The organism is Flavobacterium sp. GNP008, assembly GCF_056428965.1.
Map to the genome: position 1 here is coordinate 844,837 of NZ_JBWJVL010000001.1, position 25,121 is coordinate 869,957.

The window sequence follows — 25,121 nt, forward strand, 5'->3', positions numbered from 1 at the left end:
AATTGGTTAGTATCGTGTTATTTTTTATCACTTTTGAACCCAATTAATTTTCGGTATTTCTGTTCACTTTCCTCTAAAGCAACCTCCAGCTCTTTGTAAGAGGTAATGTCTCTTATATTGGCAACAGCAGCAATTACATAGTTATTTTCATCAATTATTGGTCTGCCGCTAATGACCACACGTTTTTTTGTTTTAGTTTCTGAATTTTCAATTATGATCTCAACATCATCCGTTGATTCCCCTTTTAATGCTTTCTCCAATGGAAGGTTCTGAGCAGGAAATACAGTTTGTTCGTCAGGATAATACAAATCATATTTAGTGGACCAATCCAATGTAGTGGGCGTTAAAGAATCTTCTTTTATTCCAATAATTTCTTCCGCCATGTGATTGGACAAAACAATTCTTTTTTGGTTGTCTGTTACAATGATTCCCTCCCCAATGTTTTCTAGAATTAATTTCAATTTAAGTTCATTAAGATGCATTAATTTATCAGCCTCTCTTTTCTCATTTTCCATTTTTTTTCTGAGAGAGATGTCTTTGATAAAAGCAATGAAAATATATTTACCAAGAATGGTTGCTGGAGATATGGTTAACTCAATATCAAATTCTTCGTTCTTTTTATTAAGAGCTGTAATTTCTATGGTTTTATTTATAAACGCACCTTCCCCATTTATGAGGAAATTTTTAAATCCGTTGATGTGATTTTCTCTGTGTTGCTCCGGAATAATTAAGTGGTGCATTGGTTTTCCCATCACCTCAACTAATGACCATCCAAACACTTTTTCGGCTTGAGGGTTCCATCGAATAATATTTCCCTCATCATTTATTACAATCAAAGCATCCGGAGCTTCATTGAATATGGTTTGCAACTGCCCTTCACTTTCTTTTAATTTTTGTTCGGCTGCTTTCCGTTCCGTAATATCTCGCATAATCGCCTTATGTCCGGTTATTCTATTGCCAACTCTTAACTGCATTACGGTTTGTTCTACCCATTTTTGTTCTCTGTTTTTAGTAATAATAGGAAAGGAAAATAATGTTTCGTCTATTTTATGTTTGAACTGATCCAAATAAAATTCTGCGACACGGTCTCTCCATTCGGGAGCTACAATTTCTGAAAATTGCTTTCCTATAATTTCATTTTGGCTATATCCCGTAAGTTTTTTACATGCGGGATTGATATAAGTAAAATAACCCTTATAATCTGATGTATGAACTACATCGCTTATGTTCTCCACAATTTCACGATATTTTTCCTCGCTTTTACGAAGTGTTTCTATAGCATCCGCCAATTGAGCTGTACGTTCCGTTACTTTGTGTTCGAGCTCCTCATTGAGTTTTTTTATCTCGTTTTCTGAATTTTTCAATGCTGTGATGTCATGAATAACTAGCACTGCGCCCGTAATTGCTCCAAGGGCGTTCTTTAGTGGGCGGGCTGTAACAATTACAAAGAGACCTTCTGGTTTTTTATAATTCTGAATAAATAGTTCCACATTATCTACTTCTTCTCCATTTAATGCTTTCACTAAGGGAATGTCATTTGTATCAAAAATTGTTTTTGTATCCGGTAAAAAGAAGCCATAGGTACTTGCCCATCGATCAATAGGAATATCCATAGGACCAATTCCAATTATTCGTTCGCTAGCAGTATTCCAGAGGATAAATTTTCTGTTCTCATCAGCAACAATTAATCCATCGCCCATATTTTGAATAACCGATTGCAGGAGTGTATTCTGCTTATTTAGTTGCTCTTTAGATTGTGCTACTTCATTGTCTCTTTTTTCAATATTGTCCAACATATTATTAAGGCCCAAGGAAAGAATACTAATTTCATCCTTTCCTTCTACAACCATACGCGTTTTATAATCACCCGTATCTCTTATCTGTTGTATCCCTGTTACTAAATTGAGTAATGGTTTTGAAATGTATTTCTTGATAACCATTGCAATCAGGTATGCCAATCCTATTCCCACTAATAATAGGACTACTCCCAGACGCAAAACGTCCATTTTTATTTTATTGAGCTCTGATAATTCAAATCGGAGACAAACCAAACCTACTGTTTTATTGTCCTTTTTGATTTGGCTATAAACAAACAGATTTTCTTTGGTAAACAGGAAGTTTTTCTGGTCCATTGCCGGTACTGTAAACCGATAATTTGCATCACTGCCAGGTTTTGCATACGAAGCAAACACGGTACCTTTTTTGTCCAGAATACTTGCATTTAAAATATCATTCTGTACGTTTAATTCCGAGAGAATTTTATTGGCGGCAGCATTATCCAAAAACTCAAGTGCCGATACCGTATTGAACCCTACAACTTTTGCAATCGCTATTGAACTTATTACTTTTCTGTCCTTGAAGCCTTTGATATCTATTAATACAAAAGCAGCAATACAAAGTCCTAATACAAAAGCAGAGGTAAAAACCTGCATGAGTACCAGCTTATTTTTAATTGATATGTTCCTTAGATTCATCATGTATGTGTTGTTTTTTGATGTAAAAACGGCTTTGGTACACTAAAACTATGTGGTTTTCTAATTTTCAATTCTCTTATCTCCAATTCAAAAATAAATTAAAGAAATAGAGGTGTTTAATATGATCCTATTATTGTACAATAATTGCATGCTGTAATAAAAATGAACTGATTCCGATTCCCGCTTTATTAATTGCTTTTAGATTTACTTCAAATTTTAATTTATTTTCAACCATGATAAAATTCATGTGTGCGCCTTTTTTTCCATACCCATTTTGTTCCGTCACAATTAATACTGGTTTACCGGAAAGTTTAGAAAGGATCGTTTCTACAGGAATGGTGCAGTTATAGGGAACAAATAAAATATTGCAAAACCCTAACTCTTTCAATTCTTTGTATTCCTTTACTTCAATTTTTTTATTTTTAGAAAGAATCAGTAATGAAGAAGTTATTGGGCTTTCTTCCAGAATAGCGATCTTGAACGTTTGTTTTTTAGAATAATTTTTCCAATAAACATAATCTATAAAGCGGTATAGAAAATCAGCTTTCAAAGCGTATTCCTTTCCTTCTGTATTCTCTTGGGCCAAAATAGTATTTCCCCCCATTAGCATGAAAAATACGCCTAAAATAAGTATGTGATTTTTAGTTTTCATCCTTCTGTTTTTAACGAATTTCTGTCCTAATTAGAAAAGTGTTTTAAAATTTATAAGCGAGCGACAAACTGAATAAAGTTCCTAATTGACTAAAATGATATCCTTGATAAGTCATTTGTGAGTAGCGCCCATTGAATGTAATCAGGTTGAATTGCGATTTAACTTGAATTGGATCATTCAATATTGCTTGTCCAGCTGCGTTTTCGGATTTAAATTTCCATTGGGGTAGTACATTTAATATATTATTCACATTGAACATAACAGATAATTGATCCGTTGCAGCGTAATTAATTCCTAAATCAGTGACTATTTTTGGCGTAAATTCTGTTCTTAAGTTTGTATTTAAACCCTCTTGTTTGAAAGTTGTTTTGCCAAAATACGTGTTATTGAGGGATAGATCAAATTTTTTAATTTTATAATCTGCTCCCAAAATCCATTTTGTCTCGGGTCTGGAAGTAAACATCAAAGCCTCCAGTGTTGGCCCAAAATTAGCACTCGCAACGGGAGAAATTCTTTTGTTTTCCAAAGTTACGTTTCCTGATAAATTAAATCCCAAGACTCCATATCCTACTGCAATAGTGCTGTAATTTAAAACCACATCTATCCCTGAAGTTCTTGAGTCGAATGAGTTTTCAAACCAAGCAACACTTCCAAATTGGGTGTTTACTTTGTCTCCCAAAATAATTCGGTCCTCTACTTTTATAGTGTAATAATCTATCGTAAAAATTAAATTTTTCCAAGGATTGGCTCCCAATCCAAAAGTTACATTGGTTGATTTTTCAGCATCTAATTTAGGAATGCCTAAAATACGGGCTTGTGCAGAAATGTTATTAATTAAGCCATTTATTTGTATTCCTTGGCCTGCTACGAAGGAATACTGTGATTTTTGGGTGTAAATTTGGTGCAATGTAGGTGCTCTAAAACCAGAGGAGACGGAGCCTCGTAAAGTAATTTTATCATTAGAAAATTTATACCGGGTACTTAATTTCCATACCGTTGCTGCCCCAAAATCACTATAATCTTCATACCGTACCGTACCGTTTATCAAGAAATCTTTAGAAAAGTCATAGGCAATATCAAAGTATCCTCCTAAATTATAACGATTCCATTTTCCGGAATCTTCAGGCCTGTTTCCAGAAAATGAGTCTGCGCCGAAACCATCCCAGGATGCGGTATCACCTTCAGAAATTACAAAAGTTTCAGTCCTAACTTCTGAGCCAAAACCAATACTGATTTTATCAGACAGAACCTTCGAAATGTCTAAGTTCCCTACCACATGATTAAATGAAGCTCCGCCCGGTTTGAAAAAAATAGGACTATTTTCACGATATAAATTAGTGCCATTTCCATCTTGAATTTCGGACCTATTGTGTGAGTTTTCTATAACATAATCCTGTTTGTTGCCACCAACTGTTATACTAGCATCAACATTCCATCCGTTCTTTATTACTTTATAACCTAATGTTGCATGGTAATCGTTTAAATTACCCGTAAATGTGGGAATATAGCCTTTGTATGAAGTAATCGTTCCTTCTGCAAAAAAGTCTAATAAATAAGGTAGATCGTTTAAAGTTATCCCTTCTCCAAAACCCCAATATGGGGCCCGATAATTAGCAAAAGAATTCACTTTCTTGTACACATAAGCAGCATTATAATACAGTTGTGTTTCATCCGATAAATGAAATTCCCCATTCACTAAAAATTTTGCAGCAGCGGTTTCTGGAGATCCATTGCTATTTCGAGCATCTGGATACTTGGTTAGAAAAGCTTTAATATCTGGTAAGGTATTGATACCTGAAATAGTGCCCCCAAAATCAGTGAAATCTCCCTCTGGAGCTACTTTTCCTGGCCTATTGGAAAGCGTAACTTTTGAGAAATCTAACGTGTAATTCAGAAAACCTTTGTCGCCTACAGCAGATCCATTGTTCAGACTCACACCCAACATTTCTCCATCGCCTTTAGCGGTAATACCAGTTCTTCCTGTAATGGAACCCTGATTTGTTTTCTTTTTTAAAATAATATTTAATACTCCTGCAATTGCATCCGAGCCATATTGAGCAGAGGCGCCATCACGAAGAATCTCTACTCTTTCTATAGCATCCATTGGTATTGCAGCAATATCAACACCCGTTTCTCCTTGTCCTGGAGAAGTTTGAACATACAGTAAAGCGCTTACATTTTTCCTTTTTCCATTAATAAGTATTAAGGTTCTACTGGGACCCATGTTTCTAATTTCGTAAGGATCGAGCAAGGAAGTCGCATCATTTACAGGAGTTTGAACCGTGTTAAATGATGGGATTTTGTATTGTAACGCTTTGTCTAAAGTGGCTTGTCCAGTAAACATCAGTTCCTCAGCTGATACTACATCCATGGGAAGCGTTGTTGTAGTATTGCTTCGAGGGATCGCGCGCGTTCCAGTAACCATAACTTCAGTAAGATTTTGTCCAATGCCTTCCGATAAAACAACATTTAGGATAGAATCCGTGGTGTCATGCTCTTGCTTAGGAAAACCGAAGTAGCTAAAAATTAAAATGGCTCCTTCTTTTACATTAATGGTATAGGCTCCAATACTATTCGTAGATACGCTGTTATTTGTTCCTTTTTCCGTAATATTAACCCCAGAAATAGCCACGCCCGCATTGTCTATCACAAAACCCGAAATTTCCTTCTGAGCAAAAAGAAACGTAATGTTTAAAGTGAGTACTAATATGGAGGCAAGCTTTTTCATGATTAGTTGTTATTGGTTCATCTGTGGTTTGAAATCAATTGCAACATACTAATTGTAAGAACTTTTCCTGGAATTATTTTACATTATTTACTGGAGATAAAGTAGTTCCTAAAAATAATATTTATGAAATTAAAACGCAGCGTTCTTGTTTTCATATCGGATAGATATTAACTTTTGTTTTCATTAAATTTTTTACAATCAAACAATCATCAATAAAAAAGATCATTGGAACAATCATAAAAGGCAAAATTTTATTTGGGATTAAAATTACAAGCCTTACATGTTAGATTTTTCTAAAAACTATGAATATTTACTTCCTTATGGAATATCAATTCATATTAGTTCTATAATTTCAATTGCTTAAACAAGGGTGAAGCTGAAATTAGGTTCAAAAGATAGCTTTGATTAAAGTTAAATCGCAATTTATTCTTTTAAATATAAAAATGAAAACGACCTAACTTAAGTCTAAAACTAGTTTCTTATACTATGTAAATTTACTTAAAAAAAGTAACTAATTTAACTTAAAGGCTGGTTTTTTTGAATAAGGAGGATAGGCATTACACTTTAATGAGAATGCATTATAGTGTAAAAGGATCCTAAAGGAATCTACAATCGTAAAGTTTGATAAATAGCCTAATGACAACCACAATCATCACCACTACCACAATTTTTATTTGAACTTTTCTTTTTGAAGAAGAATTTTTTAATCAAAAAAAACAATGCTATGCCTAGAGCCCCAAACGCTATAATTTCTTGAATATCCATAGTATAAAAATAACAAAAAGCAATCAAAATAGATTGCTTTTAAGAGTTAAACTAATGTCAAAATATTTTTACAACTGTGCCATTATTCCAAAGTTAATACTAAAAGGCATTCCTGGTCTTAATCCTGCAGGAACTCTTGATACCGCATATTCCTTGTCCAGCAAATTAATAATATTAGACATCAAACTCACTTTTTGAGTCAAGTGGTATTTAGCTGATAAATCAACAATAAAATTACTGTTTACTTTATTTTGCGATGGAATAGCACCTGTTCCCGCCAATGTTCTAAAGGCATCTACATATTTCCCACTGATTGCAAGGTTAAACTTTTCTGTTTCGAAAGCTACCACTAAGGCAAATTGATTTTTGGCAATATAAGGAATCTCATCTCCACTCTTTACATCCCCCCAGATTGGACTATTAAAATCACTTTTTAAGTTGGTATCTGTTAAAGTATAGGAAAAACTAATAGGAAGTTTATATCCTTTTTCCTGATTATTAAGTACTTCATATGTCGCTAAAAATTCAACACCTTTAACTATCGCTGCACCTGCATTAAATAGATCTCCCGTTCCGGTTCCTCCTCCTGACATATTATCAGCACCTTGCAAATTTGAGAAATCATTATAATAACCAATTAATTCCCCGTAGAAAGCATTTTTACGAAAGCGAAATCCAAGTTCAGAATTGATACTATTCTCGGCATCTTCTCCAACCTTAGCACCCGGAGGAGAAAATCCTTTGTGTATACTAGTAAACACATTATAATCCGCATTGATTTTATATAGAATTCCCATTCCAGGAATCCAAACATCCAAACGGTTGTTCGCTTTTACAACGCTCGTTCCTACTCTTGTTATATCGTTACTGCCATAATTAATAGATTCTAAATTGATATTTTCATATCTAATTCCTGGTGAGAAAGTAAATTTATCATAGGTTAACGTGTAAAGAATATGAGCAGCAACTGCTTCGGCTTTTGTAATTCTATTTGCATCTGTACCAGGAGTTCCGTTAGAAGTTCTGTTCATAACTCCGTTTTGAATAGCGTATCCGTCAACCCATTGAAAACGGTCTTCATAATCCTCATGGTAACGAAAACCAAAATCTAGATCATGTTTCAGAACCCCTGTTCCAAAATCATAATTAGCAACAGATTGGATTCCTTTTGCTTCATAGCCCCGATTGTTAGCTTTTACAATTAAAGCATTGTCAATAGTATTGCTTGCACCGGTTAAAGCTAAATATTCCGCATTGTAAGTGGTTGGATCAATCAATATAGAATTGATTCCCACTTTTGTTGTTCCTAGTTTTAAGGCATCCAGTTTATACCAATTCCTAGCAAAATTATTTTTATAGGCTTTGGTAGTTATATTAAATTTCTGAGATGGTTTTATGTAATGAGTGAACATAATTTGCTTGTGCTCCGTATCAATATAATCTTCGTTTGACCCTACATATCTTCTATAGGGATTATTATTATAATCCGTTTCTGTTAAACCCAAGTAGGTTTCGTTTGCCAAGTCTTCGCTGTACTGGATTTTTGCAGTCAGGGATTGAAAAATTTTAGCATCTGCATCCGTATTAATTCTAAATTTTGCAACATAATCATTTCCTTGAAAACCAGTAGTTTTAGTGCTATTGTCGATTTTCTTAAATCCATCTGAATTTCGGTTGTTGTATTCTAAAACGTACCCGAAGTTCTTCCTTTCATCACCTATATTTACATACGTTTTTTTAGTATTGAAACTACCAATACTCGCAACAACTCTAGCAGAGAAACGATTGGGAATTTGTGTTGAAACCATATTAATAGCACCACCGGTTGTGTAAGGTCCGTATTGAATTTGGCTACCTCCTTTTAGGATCTCAAAAGACTGCATTCTATTTACGGTGGGGAAATAATACGCTGCGGGTGCTGCATAAGGAGCGGGAGCAATTAGAACACCATCTTCCATTAGCGTAATTTTACTACTACGATCCGGACTGGTACCGCGCATTCCAATGTTTGGTCTAAGACCAAAACCTTCTTCTTCTTGAATATTAAGTCCAGGAACGGTTCTTAATATTCTGGATACATCATCGTAATTGAAAGTTTTTAGCTCTTTTGGAGATATAAAATAAGTTGCTCCTGCTTTGTTTTTGGCTTTAAATTTACTTCCAACAATTGCATCTGTTGTAATTATAACTTCCTTCAAACTTTCAATACTGTCTTTTTGATTTTTTGATAGTTCCTTTTGTTGTGAAAACCCTAGTGAAGTGACAAATAGTGAAGTTACAATTATAATCTTTCTCATTTTTATTTAGATTTATTCTACATTGCAAATGTAAATTCTAAATCTTATTTAGACAAATTAAAAATAATATAAATTCAAAGTTTAACATTTGTTGATTATGCTTTGAACGCTTTACTGAGGTTTTCCTGCATTATAATCAAACAAAATAAGTCCTTAAATTATCAAAACTCTATTATTTGAGAATTTGATAGGTAATTAAAGCAACTACATAAGCAAATCCAGACATAAATATCAGTTGTCCAGCTGGCCATTTCCAAGAATTGGTTTCTTTTTTTGTAACTGCTAGTGTACTGGCGCACTGCATAGCAAAAGCATAAAACAAAAGCAACGATATTCCGGAGGCAAAATTAAATATTTTTTCTCCAGTTACTGGGTTGATTTCAGCAGCCATTTTATTTTTGATTGTAGTTTCGTTATCACTACCGCCAACACTATAAATCGTGGCCAATGTGCCTACGAATACCTCTCTTGCAGCAAAGGAACTAATTATAGCTATTCCTATTTTCCAGTCGTAGCCCAAAGGAGAAATAGCTGGCTCTATGGTTTTTCCCATAATACCAATATACGAATTTTCTAATTTTTGAGAAGCCACTGCATTTTCAAATTCCACTTTTGATAACGGATTTTGCTTGGTGTTTTCAGTAACAATTGTTTTGGCATTGTTAAATTTTTCACCAGGACCGTATGATGCCAAAAACCATAAAACAATAGATATTGCCAATATAATTTTTCCAGCACCAAAAATAAAAGCTTTTGTTTTCTCAATAACATTGATACCTACGTTCTTGAAAAGCGGTAATTTATAATTGGGCATTTCTACTACAAAATAGGTTTTCCCTTTTATTTTTAAGATTTTATTCAAAATATAGGCTGAAAATATAGCCATCCCGAAACCCAGAAGATACAACAACATCAAAGTCATTCCTTGCATGTTTAGAAATCCAAAAACCCGAGTATCCGGAATTACCAATGCAATAATGATAGCATAAACAGGAAGTCGTGCGGAGCAGGTGGTGAATGGAGTTACCAGAATAGTGATCAATCGTTCTTTCCAGTTTTCGATATTTCGAGTAGCCATAATTGCTGGAATGGCACAGGCTGTACCTGAAATCAGTGGAACTACGCTTTTACCAGACAAACCAAACTTTCGCATGATTTTATCCATTAAGAAGACTACCCGACTCATATAGCCACTTTCTTCCAGAATTGAAATAAACATAAATAGAAAAGCAATTTGTGGGATGAATATCAATATTCCTCCTATCCCCGGAATAATTCCTTGCGATATTAGATTAGTCAAAACTCCAGCAGGTAATTGTTCAGCTGCAAATGAACTCAATGCTGCAAATGAAGTGTCAATAAAATCCATTGGTATTTTAGACCATTCAAAAATAGATTGGAAAATAACAAATAAAATTAAAAAGAAAATAACATACCCCAGAATTTTATGGGTGAGTACGCGATCCAGTTTGCTGCGAAAATCTTTAGCGACTGTCTCGTCTACTTTCAATCCTATTTTCAAAACATCATTAATGAATTGATACCGTTTTATTGTTTCTTTTTGCTGCAAACGCTTTAAATCCGAATGCGTTTTAGTAAAAGAACTTCGGATTTCATTTCGATCTAAATTTAAGAAATTTACATCTTGTGTGATTACCAGCCATAATTTATAGAGCAATTGATTGGGAAATGCTTTACGCAAACTATTGAAATAGTCGGTATCAATTATCGAAGCATTCAAGCAGGGTTCACTTGAAATCGTGCGATACCTTACAATTAACTTTTTCAATTCATCAATTCCATATCCTTTTCTGGAGCTGATCAACGCAATTTTGGTTTTTAAATGTTCTTCAAGATAGGGAATGTCTAGCGTAATCCCTTTAAATTTCATTCTATCCGCCATGTTAATCACAAGGATTGTAGGGATTTCAAGATCTTTTATTTGAGTAAAAAGAAGTAAATTTCGTTTTAGATTTTCAACATCCGTCACAACAAGTGCTACGTCCGGATACAATTTATCGTTTTTATTGAGCAACAATTCTATGACTACATTTTCATCAATAGAGCTTGCATTGAGGCTATAGGTGCCTGGCAAATCCAGAATATTGGCTTTTACATTATTCGGTAATTTGCAAAAACCTATCTTTTTCTCCACTGTAATTCCAGGGTAATTTCCCACTTGCTGATTCAAACCTGTCAACTGGTTAAAAACAGAAGTTTTTCCTGTATTAGGATTCCCAATTAAAGCGACATTTATGTTTTGCTTGCTTACCATAAGTTGGTTTTAAGGATGTCGACTTCAATTTCTTTTGCAGTTTCCACCCGAATTGCAACATGTGAACCATTGATGTTTAAATATAAAGGATCTCCAAATGGAGCTACTTGAAGCAATTCTACCAAGTTACCGGGCAAGCAACCCATTTCCAATAATTTTAAGGGAACCGTATCGATGTCAAAGTCTTTTATGATCGCTTTTTCGCCTTTTTTTAGAGAATGTATCGTTGTTTGCAAATCTTATTTAGATTGAATTAAGATTGCAAAAATACACATTTTAAAACAAACAAAAATCATAACCATTACATTTATACTATTATTACTTAAAACAAGCAGTTGTGTTTAAACAGAATATAAAGCTAAAAAATGTCCTTTTGAAAGCGACTTATTCATTGCTCAGGAAAGTAATATCGTCTATTAATCGTTTCATGTCTTCTTTATTAGTGCCATCATAAAAACCACGAACTCTCTTTTTAGTGTCAACCAACACAAAATTTTCGGTGTGCACCATATCGTACAGTTCGCTTGGTTTCCCCATTTTGACAGCCAAATAGGATTTCCTGGCCATTGCGTAAATTTCTTTTTTATCTCCTGTAACTAAATTCCACTTATTGGCATCAACATGGTGTTTATTGGCATAAGCCTTCAATACGGGAACACTGTCGGTTTCTGGAAAAACAGTATGGGATAATAACTTTACCTTAGGATTATTGATGAAGACTTTTTGAATACCCGATAAATTGGTTGTCATTTTTGGACAAATGGAACCGCAAGTAGTAAAGAAAAAATCAGCAACATATATCTTTCCTTCATAGTCTTTTTGCGTGATAATTTTCCCGTCTTGGTTGACAAACGAAAAATCAGCTATTGTGTGGTACTTGCTTTTGTATTGAATGGTGCTGTCTACTAATTCCGGATTTACATCTGCAGGATTGTAAATGGGAAGTGTTTTTTTTGGCTTTAAAGCCGAATAAAACAAGGATAATATAATTGCTGAAAGTACAATGAAAACTCCTAAAAAGAGTCGGTATTTTTTGAAAAACTCTAACATGATGCTATTTTGATACAAAAATACGAAACGGGATTTGTTTTTAATTCAAATTAACACAATCTTATCTCAGAAGTATTCCTTCAAAAAAGAGATCAAATTAATGCCTCCCGTAATTAAACCTTTTAAATATTTAGTGGTCTAATAAAAATCTATTGGTAATTAATAGATTTTAACTAAAAATCAAATTATTTATTAATAGCTTTGTTAACATAACTAAAAAACTAAAAAAAATGAAAAAAACTTGCAATAAGCAATTGCTTTTTGTGATTCCTGCAATTATGGGTTTTGCGGTGAGTCAAGCTCAGAATGCTCCGGCAGCTAAAGAACCGGGAATCAATGTGAATTACATGGATAAGGACGTTAAACCAAGTAATGATTTCTTTCGCTATGTAAATGGAACCTGGTTGGACAATACAGAAATTCCAAGTGATCGAACCCGTTGGGGTAGTTTTGATGAATTGCGTCAAAAGACAGATGCAGATGCTTTAGCCATTCTTAAAGAAGCGACTACAAATCCCAATTACAAATCGAATACTGATCAAGGTAAAGCGATTAATTTATACCAATCTATTCTTGATACTGTTGGTAGAAACAAGCTAGGTATAGCCCCTTTGAAACCGTATTTAAAAAAAATAGACGCGGTTAAAAATACCAAAGATTTAGAAGCATTATTAATCGAAATGGAACCTGTTGGTGGCATTGGTTTTATAGGTGCTGGTGTAGGAACTGATGCAAAGAACAGCAGCAGGAACGTCATTAATTTAGGTCCCGGTGGCGTTGGTTTACCAGACAGAGATTATTATGTTTCTGAGGATGCCGATTCAAAAGAAAAACGTGCTAAATATGTTTTACACGTGGCCAAAATGCTGCAATACTTAGGGGATAAACCCGCAATTGCTAAAATAAATGCCGAGAAAATTCTGGCTCTTGAAATTGCCATGTCTAAACCAAGATTAGACCGAGTAGAACGCAGAGACCGTCGTAAGTCATACAATCCAATGACATTAGCTGATTTGAGCAAATTAACTCCCTCAATTAACTGGAATGCTTATTTTACAAAAATTGGATTGGCTAAAGTAGATACCGTAATCGTATCACAACCAAAATACATGACGGCGCTAGAAACTATTTTTAAAGAAAACAAAGTAGAAGATTGGAAAGCTTACATGCGCTGGAGTTTGTTGAATAGTGCTTCAAGCCAATTATCGACAGAAATTGAAAACGCAAACTGGGAGTTCTACGGAAGAACGTTAACGGGTGCCGTAAGTCAAAGACCTCGTGACGAAAGAGCACTTCAAACTATTAATGGAACGGTTGGAGAAGCATTAGGAAAATTATATGTTGAGAAAAAATTTCCCGCTGAAGCCAAGGCTAAAGCAGAGAAAATGATCAAAAATATATTTATTGCTTTCGAAAACAGAATCAATAACTTATCATGGATGTCGGCAGAAACTAAGGTGAGTGCCCTTGCCAAATTGCATAAATCTAGAATTAAAATAGGGTATCCGGATAAATGGAAAGATTATTCAGCCTTGACGATTAAAAGTCCAAAAGAAGGCGGAACTTATTTTGAAAACGCTAAAAGCATGTCGCAATGGCGTTTCAATGAAAATATAGCCGAATTAAACAAACCAGTTGATAAAGAAAAATGGGGAATGTCTCCACAAACGGTAAATGCGTATTACAATCCATCTAATAATGAAATCGTATTCCCAGCAGCAATTTTACAACCGCCGTTCTACAATTATCAAGCGGACGAAGCAGTAAATTATGGTGGAATCGGTGGCGTTATTGGTCACGAAATTTCACATGGTTTTGATGATTCAGGTTCCCGTTACAATGCTGATGGAAACTTAGTAGACTGGTGGACAGCCGAAGATTTGAAACAATTCTCTGCTTTAACAGGTGCGCTTGCCGCTCAATACAGCGCTTTGCAACCTATTCCAGGAACTTTTGTTGATGGTAAATTCACGTTGGGTGAAAACATTGGAGATTTAGGTGGCGTAAATGCTGCTTATGATGGTTTGCAATTGTACTTGAAAGAAAACGGAAACCCAGGATTGATTGACGGATACACTCCGGAACAACGTTTCTTTATTTCTTGGTCAACTATCTGGCGTTCAAAAATGCGAGATGAAGCCTTGAAAAATCAAGTAAAAACAGACCCACATTCTCCAGGTATGTACCGCGCGTATGTTCCTTTGCAAAATATTGATACGTTCTATAAAGCCTTCGATATTCAAGCAAATGACGGAATGTATATTACCCCTGAAAAAAGAGTTCGAATTTGGTAAACAGTTGTTTAAAAATTAAAATAGATCCCATTCGTTAAATCGAATGGGATTTATTGTTTTATAGTGTTTTTACGCGTTCGCCTCAGGGAATAATTGACCATATACAAGCCAAATAAAGTAACCCCACCTCCTATTGCAATAGCAGCATTAAGCGGTTCACCAAAAATCAGGGCGCCCAGTAGTACCGCAACAATCGGATTGATATAAGAATAAACACTACTAATTTCAGCTGGAAGATTTTGAAGTGCATAAATAAAAGCAATGAAGGTAAGAATCGAACCAAAAACAACCAAATAACCAATAGACCACCACGACATCGCGGGAATAGCACTTAAACTAACAGAAGTTCCAGTTGCGCCTGTATAGGCAAAAAGCAATATACTGGACAAAAACATTTGTAGTCCTAAACTAAAATACGGATTAAAAGTTGCTGCTTTTTTCTTAGTATACAACGTTCCAAAAGCCCATGTTAAAGTAGAAACTATAGAAATTATGATTCCAAATCTAAAATTTGGGATTAAAAAATCACTCAAGTGGTCGTAAAAAATAACACACACTCCACTAAAACTTACGATCAAGCCTACAACCGATATGCTGGACAAACGCTCTCCTCTAAAAAAAGTAATAATAACAATCCATAAAGGAACAATTGCTCCAATTATAGCACCTAGTCCGCTGCTAATGTACTTAACGCCCCAAGTACTTAACGCATTGCTCAACATAAAGTTCAAAATACTCAAAATAACAATCGTTTTCCATTGTTTTCCTTTTGGCCAAGGTGCTTTTTTAAATAGAAAAAAAGAAATATACAGCAATCCTCCCAGAAATTGTCTAATGGCAACCAGCTGTAATGCGGGCATGTGTTTTACACCTTCTTTTGAAGCGATCCAAGTTGTTCCCCAAAAAAAACTGACCCAGCACAAGGCCAAAATAGGCAATCCGATGGCATTGATCTTAGACGAAACAGCATTCTTAATTTTAGTTCTCACGTTATAAATTTGGTTTGGTAAAAGTATAATTTAAAACGGTTTTTATTTTAGTACTTAAAATTGTTTTTCCTACAGAAGAATTTTCATGAGTAAATTTTGGTAACGCTAAATTTAAATCTTCAGCCTTTTGTGTGTAATACATTTCTCGGGAAGGATAACAGGGAGTCACCGCATTGAAAGTTTCATTCCAAATATTCAATTCTATTATCTTTAAAATTATACCTATACAATCTTCCTGATGAATTAAATTTATGGGTGCATCAGGATTATCTAAATTCTCACGACCCGCAAGAAAATGTATCGGATGCCGGTCTTCGCCAATTAAGCCCCCAAAACGCAATATTGTAGTTTGGAAATTTACAGCGCTTTGCAAAAGCTGCTCGGTCTCTAGTAGTTGTTTCCCGCTTTCCGTATCCGGTTTTGGAGGTGTTTCTTCGGAAACAAGAGTATCCGTATCTCCATAAACAGAAGATGAACTGATGAAAAGTACTTTTTTTACAGACGAATTTTCTATAATCGGAATTATATTTCTAATTTTTGAAACAAAATTCTCTGCCCCTGAACCACGAAGTTTGGGTGGAACATCAATGATTAAAGTTTCAGAGTTTTTTAGCAATTCACTTAATTCCCCAATAGTTTTATTTTCTGAAAGTACAATTAAAAAAGGCTTAATTCCTGCATTTTCCAGTACCGCTAATTTACCTTCTGACGTTGTCGACCCATTTACTAAATAATCATTTTTTAATAAGGCTTTCGCCAAAGGCAAGCCCAACCAACCACAACCCAGAATACTAATTTTTGTCATATTATTTTTAAATTATTTTGCTTTCAAACTGTTCTTCGTAATTGTTAAAGTATCTTTTACAATGGGATTTTCCATACTGCTATCTGAGGGCCCTATTTCTACCTGAGTTGGCTTTATTTTTTGCTTGATTACCACAGCATCATTCAAAACAAAAGGCGTTGGCATCATCCAGTTTTCTCTTTTTGTTATTTCAAATAAAGGATTCGTCATTAAATCAAAAGAGCTTTCCATTAGTTCCATATCTAAAACTGTTGAGGAATTTACGCTAAACTGCATTTCTAGAGGTGCATTATCAACTACATAATAACTCAATATTTTCTTTCCTTTTCGTTGGTATAATGAGTTTTTCTGGCCTAATGTGGTCACACCATTTGCTTTGAAATTATGAATCGCCATTTTTTCATTGGCAAAGATATCATACCGATTTACGTTTCGATTAGGAGAAATTCTTATTTTCAAATACCTTTCATTTCCTACCACCCGGTCTTCCAGAAATACGACATTAGGTTTTATAATGTCTTTTTTAGGAGCCTTAGCCAAATACTTGAATCCTGAATTGTACTTGCTAAACAAAGGGGTTTCATTCAACGCTAATGCTTCTTTAGGGTTTTCACCTAAATAGCCTTTGGTCCAGGAATCAAGATTGGTGTCGTAGGTAACCCAATGGGCTTGGTTTGTATCAGCATCGTAGATGTAGAGCAAGCTGTTTGATTTAGCTTTACCATATTCGTACCCCGATTCAGAATGTGCTTTGGCAATAAAGCCAATGGCAAGCACAAAAAACACTACAGCCCAGATTCCTTTTTTGGCGAAAGTTCCAAAAACAGGCAACAATAATCCAAAGGTCAAAACAGTAAGCATTGCACTTGCAAACAATACTTTTAACCCTAACCCTACAGGAAACATTTGAATGAAAGGCGCTATAATTATTAAAGCCGGAATACTAAAAGCAAGACTTAGTATTTTGCGGTATTTTTGAGTTATGATAAATGCCGCAAACAGAAATAGTCCAAAATATACTGGAATAATCAGGAATCCAGCTCCAGGCAAACTAAAAGCAAGTGCTCCATTTATCACAATCCAAATAAATAGTGGGGCTACATAATGATTCATCGTAACCTTACTAGCAGAAAAACGGTGGTAAAACCCTAGCGTTATTGCCAAGGCCAGTAGCACAAATGCTGCTATATACGCGTGCCCATTGTACGTAAATCCGTTGAGTAAATCATTGTATTGAGGATAGATGATTAGCATAAGCTTCCAACCAAAAAAAGTAATTAATCCCGTACTGATAAAGGATCCTAAAAACGGAATAAATCCTTTTCCTATTTCTCGGGATGATAAAATACGCTTGGCTCTTCCCAAGAATATGAGCCCAATAAACAACCCTAATGCCAGTACTACCATGGGCAAAACCCAACTAAAAGGATAGCTTATGAAAGTATACGGAATGGTAAAATAGACATAATCTTCGCTCGCTTGCGTAATCTTCAAGTCAGCATTCGAAAAATATTTCAATAATGGCATTAAGTATGTCCCTTGATGTGCTAAGGTATTTTTGTTTAAATGATTAATATCATCTTGGGCCGTGTGATAATTAAAATGGTCATCGATAAAAGCAAAATTATATCCCTGAACATTGCCGTGTTCTCTGAAAACAGTTAAATCAGTGTCATTGGGTAACATTTTATAAATGCTGTACATCAAGGAATTTGAAACTGGAAAAGTCACATTTGCGGCAGCAAACTCTCTTACCAATCCTGCATTTCCAGTGTTCGTTTCCATTAACATATAACTTGGGCCTGAGGAACCTCGGGCTTCAAAATTAAGCACCAAACCAATTTCTTTTGCCCAATGGTGTTTGGTTACAAATAATGCTGCACCATTTAATCCTAATTCTTCCGCATCAGAAAAAAGAATGATAATGTCATTTTTATGAGGGGTTTTAGAGTATATAAAAGCACGGACACTCTCTAGGATCGTAGCCACACCAGAACCAGCATCGCTTGCCCCTTTAGAGTAGGAATGTGGTGCGCTATCGTAATGGGAAAGCAACAACAAAGCTTTAGCGCTAGAAGTTCCTTTTATGCGAGCCAATATATTTTTTGAGTGTACTAAATTTCCCCAATCACTTAAGGTGTATCCCTCCTGAATAGATGTTTCTAATCCTAATTTATTTAACTCTTTTACGAGATAATCAGCAACCACTGCGTGTTCTTTTGAACCTACATAATGCGGTTGTTTCGAAATGGCTTTCACTTGCGACAAAGCTCTTTTAGTTGAAAATTCAGAAAGAGAACCTGCTTCATCTGAAGTCCAATGTGGCATCATTGTAAAGTAAATCAATCCCAGAATTCCTAGGATAAATAAACTGGCAAAAATAGAGGAATAATCTTTTTTCATGGTAGGTAAGTAGATAGGGGTTGTGGTATTTAAATATCTTTTTTGACAAGCATGTAAAAATCAGTATCCAAAAGCATATAGCCTTGGTCGTATAAGAAATAGTAGGTATTTCCTGTTTTAGTTTGTAAAATATTCGTGAAAAATTCAAAATCAAAACCTTTACTAAGCAGTTTTGCCCGAGTAGTTTTTGATTTTCCTTCCACATTCAGCTCGGATAAAATACGGTAATTCTTGCGCAACTTATTGTTGATGTTGCGCATAAAATTAGTGCTGTCTTTGTTTATTTTATTGTTATAAGCATTGCGGCAACCATCACTACAGAATTTTTTATCCTCTCGGCCTACAATTTTCTCTCCACATTCTAAACAGGTTTTATTCATGGATTGATTTTTTTAATGTCATACAAATCTGTTCTCCGATCTTTGAGGATGCGTACACTTCCGTGTTCGTGAAGTTCTTTCAATAAATTTAGATCCACATCAACGATAAGCGTCATCTCCGTATTTGGAGTCGCTTCGGCTTTAATCCCATTACTAGGAAACGCAAAATCAGAAGGTGTAAACACCGCGGATTGCGCATATTGAATATCCATGTTGTTCACCTTTGGGAGATTCCCAACACATCCTGCTATAGCAACATAACATTCGTTTTCAATAGCTCTTGCTTGAGCACAATGTTTGACTCTGGTATACGCGTTTTGGGTATCCGTCAAGAACGGTACAAATAAAATATTCATTCCTTCATCAGCCATTAATCTGGATAATTCTGGAAATTCTACATCATAACATATCATGATGCCTATTTTTCCGCAATCCGTATCAAAAGTCTTGATTTGTGATCCCCCGGTCATTCCCCAGTGCTGAACTTCATTTGGTGTCACATGAATTTTAGCATACATCTCTGATGTACCATCTCTTTTACAAAGAAAACCTACATTGTAAAGAGTCCCATTTTCTAAATAAGGCATGCTTCCTGTAATGATGTTGATGTTGTAGGAAATAGCAAATTCTTGAAAACGTTTCCGAATGGGTTCAGAGTGTTTGGCCAATTCCCGAATGGCTTCGGCTTCTGATAAATGATTGTAATCAGCCATTAGTGGTGCTGTGAATAATTCTGGAAATAGTGCAAAATCACTGGCATAACCAGAAACTACGTCTATAAAAAACTCACACTGTTCGAATAGCGCTTCCAGATTATTCAATTGACGCATCTGCCATTGAACCAATCCCAATCGGATGACACTTTTCTCGAGATTGATTAATTTTGGGCTTTCATCATAATAAATATTATTCCATTCCAGTAAAACAGCAAATTCTTTAGAATCGGCATCACCTTCAAGATAATTTTTCATTATTCGGATTACATGAAAATCATTACTCAACTGAAAAGAAAGTACCGGATCGTGTAATTCTTTTCTTTTTACTTTCTCAATGTAATTTTTGGGGGTGAGTTTCTTAGCATGCTGTCCATAATTAGGAATTCTTCCTGCAAAAACAATTGCTTTCAAATTCAATTGTTCGCACAACTCCTTTCGGGCGTCATACAATCGTCTTCCTAGACGCAATCCTCTATAACTTGGGTGAATGAAAATATCAATACCATATAAGACATCTCCTAGAGGGTTGTGAGTCGAAAAAGTATATCCACCGGTTATTTGAGAATAATTGTGGTTTTTATCGACTAAACTTTCGTCCACTCGCAATGATAGTGCAGAACCTACCACTTTTCCATCTACTAGGATCACTAACTGTCCTTCAGGAAAAATACTTAATAGTTTTTCAATATGATGTTCTCTCCAGTAAGAGCCTACCATCTCTGGATACGATTCTACCATTGATTTTTTCAGTTCTTTGTAGTCTTCAAATTTCAAATTTCGTAATTCTACTTTGTTTATTTTGGCTTGCATAAGAATTTGATTTTAATCAAATATAATTAAATTTTTCCATTTACAAACGCTTACAAATAGTTACAACCGAAAGTAAATAGTTACCAACCGAATACTTTTTTTAAGTCATCGCATCTTTGCCCTGTTGATTTGAAACACCAATTCAACACAACATACACTAACCTATAAATAATATACGCCATGAGCACATTAAGAAACAAAGTTCAGTTAATTGGACACGTTGGGAATGATCCGGAAATCAAAACTTTTGACGGAGGAAAAAAATTAGCCAATTTCACTTTAGCTACTAACGAAAGCTACAAAAACGACAAAGGAGAAAAGATAGAAGAGACACAATGGCACAAACTCATCGCTTGGGGTAAAACCGCTGATATTATAGAAAAATATGTTGCCAAAGGAAAAGAAATTGCGATTGAAGGTAAATTGGCTCATCGAAGCTATGAGGATAAAAATGGCGAAAAACGCTATGTGACTGAAGTCGTGGTAAACGATGTACTCCTTTTGGGAAAATAATAATACAATACAGGTCAGATATTCTGGAAAAAATGCTAATTATGATTTCTATTAAATAAAAAAAGATTCTCCCGAAGCAACCTTTTTAACTTTAAACCATCTTTTATAAAATTAATAACTTAATAACTTTTAAAGAGATGAAAAAAATTAAATTACAAGTGATTGCTTTAGTATTAGTAGTAGCATCAGGATTTGCTTCCTGCAGTAATGATGATGACCAACAAGGAGTTATAACCAAAAAGTCCTTTGTTAGTGCCGTAACCGGACCAACAACTGGAACTGTAAATCAAGAACTGGTCTTAAGTGTTACTTTTGATGTTGAAAATAAGTGTAGCGTTTTTAATAAATTTATTGAAACAGCTACTGATAACACAAAAGTTATTGAAGTAGAAACAAAACTAGAAGGAGTTGATTGTGGTACTATACCTGTGTCTAAAATCACTACCTACAAATTTAAAGCAACAGCGGCTGGAACATATCTTTTTAAATTTAAGAAATCGGCTACTGAATTTATAACACAAACGATCGTTGTAAGCTCCGCAAGCTAAAATTTCAATAAGAAGCTGTCTCAAACGACAGCTTCTTGTTTTCTAAAAGGATATACTATTGATTTTATGAATACTCTAAAGCCAAAAAAGAGTAGTTTAGTACACTAACTAATTTAATTAAAAAAAGAATCCTTGTTGACGCAACCTTTTTATAAAAAAATCATCTTAAGAAGAAACCGTCTTAAGAATATTTCTCGATGGTGTTTATTAACTTTTAAACAATAGAAGATGAAAAAAATTATTTTACTTACCCTGTTTTTATTGATACTGATGTCTTGCAGTATGGATGATGATCAATCAAATTACAGTTATGAAGTACTTCCTATAGACAGTTATATATTACCCCAAACATTTACTTTGGGACAAACCTATGAGATAAAGTTGAAGTACAAAAAACCTTCCGACTGCCATTATTTCCAAGGCATATATTACAGCAAGGAATTAAATATCAGGACCATTGGAATTCAAACGGGCGTTTTGGAAAATGCCGAATGCAAACCATTGACTACGGAACCTATTGCGGTTTCGTTCAACTTTTACGTAACAAACACCGGTTCGTATATTTTTAAATTTTATAAGGGAGAAGATGCTAATGGAGCTAATATTTTTGAGGAAGTAGAAGTTCCCGTTACTAATTAATTCTTGAATGAAATTGTGGGCTTGGACCAATTAATTATTGATTGTAAAAAAAACTGCCCAAAAGCTCAGCAGCAAGTATATCAAATTTTTTCTAAAAAATTATTTGGTGTTTGTTTAAAATATTCCAGCAATTATGCCGATGCAGAAGACAACTTACAAGATGGTTTTTTGATAATTTTCGAAAAAATAAAACAGTTCAATTTCAAAGGCTCTTTTGAGGGCTGGGCAAAGAGAATACTAATCAACAATGCCCTGCAAAAGTTTAGAGAGGTTCGGTTTATGGAGGTTTTAGATGATACTATTGCTGATGAAGAAATTGAAATTGACGACGAGCACATATCTATTGCCTTTTTAATGCAGATTATTCAGGAATTACCAGATCAATATCGATTCGTTTTCAGCCTCTACGTACTAGACGGATATTCCCATAAAGAAGTAGCAGAAATGCTCAAAATCACCACCGGAACAACAAAATCTAATCTTGCTAGAGCAAGATTGATTTTGAAAGAAAAAATCGAAGTTTATTCCAGAATTAAAACAAAGTCATCGGCAAAATGAACGACAAAAAAAATATCGACCGCTTTTTTCAAGAGCAATTCAAAGATTTTGAAATGGATCCAAATGAGCAAGTTTGGATCAATATTCAAACCAAATTGAAAAAAAAGAAAAAAGAACGAAGAACGATTCCGTTCTGGATAAAATTCCCAGGAATTGCAGCAGCCTTTCTTCTGGGTGTATTTGCGTTGAATACTCTTTTGAACACCAATACCTGCAAGGAGAATAGCATAGTTTTAGAACCAAAAATGTTGAAAAAACCTTCTCGAAATAACGATTCTATTCTTAATAATACAGAGAAAAAGATCAATTCCTTGAAAATTGAAAAAGGAGCTCCATTCCTCGTAAACAAAGTTAATACAGGCGAAAAAAATGGGAAAGAATTCACAACCGCTAACGAATCTGAAATCAATTCGAACAAAGAGACTACTGCAACTAATCCTATTGTTTATTTACAAAAAAATCATCCTTCGATAAAACAAAAATCAAACAATAAAGTCCACCAATCTCACATGGCTATCCCCGAAAAAAATAGCACGACAACATCCCATCCGTTTAAGAATATTCAGGGTCAAGTTGTAGAAAAAAGTACTTTTAAAGAAAATGAAAGTACTCTAATTGCCCAGGTAGAGCCTAACAACCAAATTTCGACTAGTACCGAAACGCCCAATGAATTAGAGGAAATTCTAAAAAATAAAGCTTCCGAAAAACAAATTTTAGTTCTTAATCAAAAAAATAAGTGGCAAATTACGCCAAATATCGGAGCTGTGTATCTAAACTCAAATTCGGGAGGATCTCCTATTGATACACAATTCTCCGAAAACCAGAAATCAGCTGATAACAGTTTAAGTTTTGGGATTGGAGTCAATTATGCCATGTCTAAAAAAATAGCCATACGCTCCGGGATTAATAAGCTCTCGATCGGATACAATACAAATAACGTTATTTATTCAACAGGCTTAGCGAATAATAACCTGGCAAACATTAACTATACCACTAATGCTTTGATTGAGATTAAAAATGAGGCCGCTTTAAATGTATTAACGTCTTTAGAAAAAGACCTGCAAAAAACAAATACGGGTGCATTAAATCAAAAAATGGGGTATTATGAAGTGCCGTTAGAACTTTCCTATACCGTTTTGGACAGTAAATTAGGGATTAATATTATTGGCGGAGTAAGTACTTTGTTTCTCAACCAAAACAAAATATCATTAGTTTCAGATGAAACTAATCTAAAATTAGGCGAAGCAAGAAATTTGAATCAAATTCATTTTAGCACGAATGTAGGTTTAGGATTCAAATACCAAATCATGAAATCATTCCAAATTAATTTTGAACCAATGGTTAAATATCAATTGAATACATTTTCAAACAACTCGGGTGATTTTAAACCTCTGTTTATTGGTTTGTATTCTGGCATTAGCTATAGCTTTTAATGGGGATTGAATCGTACGCTATTAACTGATTGTATATTATCCCGCGAACTTCTTCCCGAATTTCTTTTCGATGAACACCCGTTTTTCCCAATGTTTCTATGTGAGAATGCATTTTTACGCGCATAATTCCAGGGCTACCGCTGAAAAAAGTATATGGAAATCTCTTCTTATTATCGGCAAAAGTGATCGGAACAATAGGAATTTCATGCTCTATGGCCAAACGGAAAGCACCATCCTTAAACGTGTCTAATAAAATTGATTCATCATCTGGAACGCCACCTTCAGGAAAAATACAGATACTCAATCCTTGATTGATTCTTTTCTGGGCTCGATTAAAGACTTCCATTTTACTTTTAGAACAATTCCTATCCACCAAAATACAGGTTCTTTTATAAAAAAAACCAAACAACGGAATTTTTGAAAGCTCTTTTTTACCCACAAAAACAAACGGATTTTTAGTTAAGGCTAGCATCAGCATAATATCGGCCATGGAAGTATGATTGGCAACAATCATATAACTTTTTTGGTATTCCATATCTTGACTTTTGTCTATTTTATAATAGAACCCCATCCCGAAAAGAATAAATTTTGCCCAAATACGCGCCATCTTAAAAAAATAAGGATAGCCGCTTTCCGTCAAAATAGACAAGATCAAAAAAGGAAACATCACCACTATGGGAATAGTCATCAAAATATAAAACCATACGCGCCATAGCGCCCAAAAAATAATTTTTAATCCTCTCATGAGTTCAAAATTAAGAAATCAGACGTTATGATGCTCAAAAAACATTC

19 protein-coding genes are annotated in these 25,121 nt (G+C 34.6%); 6 read left to right on the forward strand and 13 right to left on the reverse strand.

Going from position 1 to position 25,121, the window contains the following annotated elements:
- Positions 1-17: 17 nt before the first annotated feature.
- From AC0608_RS03825 to AC0608_RS03855, 7 genes are all read right to left on the reverse strand, one after another.
- The gene (locus tag AC0608_RS03825) at positions 18-2,432 is read right to left on the reverse strand and encodes a PAS domain S-box protein (RefSeq protein ID WP_478288174.1); all 2,415 of its coding nucleotides are present in this window, start codon (positions 2,430-2,432) and stop codon (positions 18-20) included.
- Between the two features lie 172 nt (positions 2,433-2,604).
- On the reverse strand, positions 2,605-3,126 hold the full coding sequence (locus AC0608_RS03830) for a YfiR family protein (protein WP_478288175.1): 522 nt from the start codon (positions 3,124-3,126) through the stop codon (positions 2,605-2,607).
- A 43-nt stretch (positions 3,127-3,169) separates the two neighbouring features.
- Positions 3,170-5,854 (reverse strand): TonB-dependent receptor, encoded by a 2,685-nt coding sequence (locus AC0608_RS03835; RefSeq protein WP_478288176.1) that lies wholly within the window; start codon positions 5,852-5,854, stop codon positions 3,170-3,172.
- An 833-nt stretch (positions 5,855-6,687) separates the two neighbouring features.
- Complete coding sequence (locus AC0608_RS03840; protein ID WP_417958993.1) at positions 6,688-8,916, reverse strand: TonB-dependent receptor family protein; 2,229 nt, start codon at positions 8,914-8,916, stop codon at positions 6,688-6,690.
- A 172-nt stretch (positions 8,917-9,088) separates the two neighbouring features.
- The gene (feoB, locus tag AC0608_RS03845; RefSeq protein WP_417958994.1) at positions 9,089-11,191 is read right to left on the reverse strand and encodes a ferrous iron transport protein B; all 2,103 of its coding nucleotides are present in this window, start codon (positions 11,189-11,191) and stop codon (positions 9,089-9,091) included.
- Positions 11,185-11,427: a FeoA family protein gene (locus AC0608_RS03850; protein WP_417958995.1), complete on the reverse strand. Its 243-nt coding sequence runs from the start codon at positions 11,425-11,427 to the stop codon at positions 11,185-11,187. Before AC0608_RS03850 ends, feoB begins: the two co-directional genes overlap by 7 nt.
- Before the next feature lie 148 nt (positions 11,428-11,575).
- Positions 11,576-12,241 carry an SCO family protein gene (locus AC0608_RS03855; protein WP_478288177.1) on the reverse strand — a complete coding sequence of 222 codons (666 nt, stop codon included), beginning with the start codon at positions 12,239-12,241 and terminating at the stop codon, positions 11,576-11,578.
- 230 nt (positions 12,242-12,471) lie between these two features.
- Between AC0608_RS03855 and AC0608_RS03860 the strand changes: the two genes are divergently transcribed.
- Positions 12,472-14,535: a M13 family metallopeptidase gene (locus AC0608_RS03860; RefSeq protein WP_478288178.1), complete on the forward strand. Its 2,064-nt coding sequence runs from the start codon at positions 12,472-12,474 to the stop codon at positions 14,533-14,535.
- Between the two features lie 50 nt (positions 14,536-14,585).
- Here the strand turns inward: AC0608_RS03860 and AC0608_RS03865 are convergent, their stop codons facing one another.
- The 5 genes from AC0608_RS03865 to AC0608_RS03885 all read right to left on the reverse strand — a co-directional run bounded on the left by AC0608_RS03865 (position 14,586) and on the right by AC0608_RS03885 (position 20,638).
- Positions 14,586-15,524: a DMT family transporter gene (locus AC0608_RS03865; protein ID WP_417958998.1), complete on the reverse strand. Its 939-nt coding sequence runs from the start codon at positions 15,522-15,524 to the stop codon at positions 14,586-14,588.
- Position 15,525: 1 nt separating this feature from the next.
- Positions 15,526-16,329, reverse strand: a complete 804-nt coding sequence (locus tag AC0608_RS03870) for an SDR family oxidoreductase (RefSeq protein WP_478288179.1) — start codon at positions 16,327-16,329, stop codon at positions 15,526-15,528.
- A 12-nt stretch (positions 16,330-16,341) separates the two neighbouring features.
- The gene (locus AC0608_RS03875) at positions 16,342-18,660 is read right to left on the reverse strand and encodes a M28 family peptidase (RefSeq protein ID WP_478288508.1); all 2,319 of its coding nucleotides are present in this window, start codon (positions 18,658-18,660) and stop codon (positions 16,342-16,344) included.
- A gap of 101 nt (positions 18,661-18,761) precedes the next feature.
- Positions 18,762-19,112, reverse strand: coding sequence for a hypothetical protein (locus AC0608_RS03880; protein WP_417959000.1), 351 nt, complete (start codon positions 19,110-19,112; stop codon positions 18,762-18,764).
- Positions 19,109-20,638, reverse strand: a complete 1,530-nt coding sequence (locus tag AC0608_RS03885; RefSeq protein ID WP_417959001.1) for a GNAT family N-acetyltransferase — start codon at positions 20,636-20,638, stop codon at positions 19,109-19,111. The genes AC0608_RS03880 and AC0608_RS03885 overlap by 4 nt, the downstream gene beginning before the upstream one ends.
- A gap of 180 nt (positions 20,639-20,818) precedes the next feature.
- On the opposite strand from AC0608_RS03885, the gene AC0608_RS03890 reads away from it, so the two are divergent.
- The 5 genes from AC0608_RS03890 to AC0608_RS03910 all read left to right on the forward strand — a co-directional run bounded on the left by AC0608_RS03890 (position 20,819) and on the right by AC0608_RS03910 (position 24,329).
- Positions 20,819-21,151, forward strand: a complete 333-nt coding sequence (locus tag AC0608_RS03890) for a single-stranded DNA-binding protein (RefSeq protein WP_417989695.1) — start codon at positions 20,819-20,821, stop codon at positions 21,149-21,151.
- A gap of 137 nt (positions 21,152-21,288) precedes the next feature.
- Positions 21,289-21,699 (forward strand): hypothetical protein, encoded by a 411-nt coding sequence (locus AC0608_RS03895; protein ID WP_478288180.1) that lies wholly within the window; start codon positions 21,289-21,291, stop codon positions 21,697-21,699.
- 228 nt (positions 21,700-21,927) lie between these two features.
- Entirely contained in the window at positions 21,928-22,338 is a 411-nt protein-coding gene (locus AC0608_RS03900) for a hypothetical protein (protein WP_478288181.1), read from the forward strand.
- Positions 22,339-22,353: 15 nt separating this feature from the next.
- The gene (locus AC0608_RS03905) at positions 22,354-22,896 is read left to right on the forward strand and encodes an RNA polymerase sigma factor (protein WP_417959403.1); all 543 of its coding nucleotides are present in this window, start codon (positions 22,354-22,356) and stop codon (positions 22,894-22,896) included.
- Positions 22,893-24,329, forward strand: a complete 1,437-nt coding sequence (locus tag AC0608_RS03910) for a hypothetical protein (protein ID WP_478288182.1) — start codon at positions 22,893-22,895, stop codon at positions 24,327-24,329. Before AC0608_RS03905 ends, AC0608_RS03910 begins: the two co-directional genes overlap by 4 nt.
- Here AC0608_RS03910 and AC0608_RS03915 read toward each other — a convergent pair.
- Positions 24,313-25,074 carry a lysophospholipid acyltransferase family protein gene (locus AC0608_RS03915; RefSeq protein ID WP_478288183.1) on the reverse strand — a complete coding sequence of 254 codons (762 nt, stop codon included), beginning with the start codon at positions 25,072-25,074 and terminating at the stop codon, positions 24,313-24,315. The two genes, AC0608_RS03910 and AC0608_RS03915, sit on opposite strands and share 17 nt — an antisense overlap.
- Positions 25,075-25,121 lie beyond the last annotated feature (47 nt).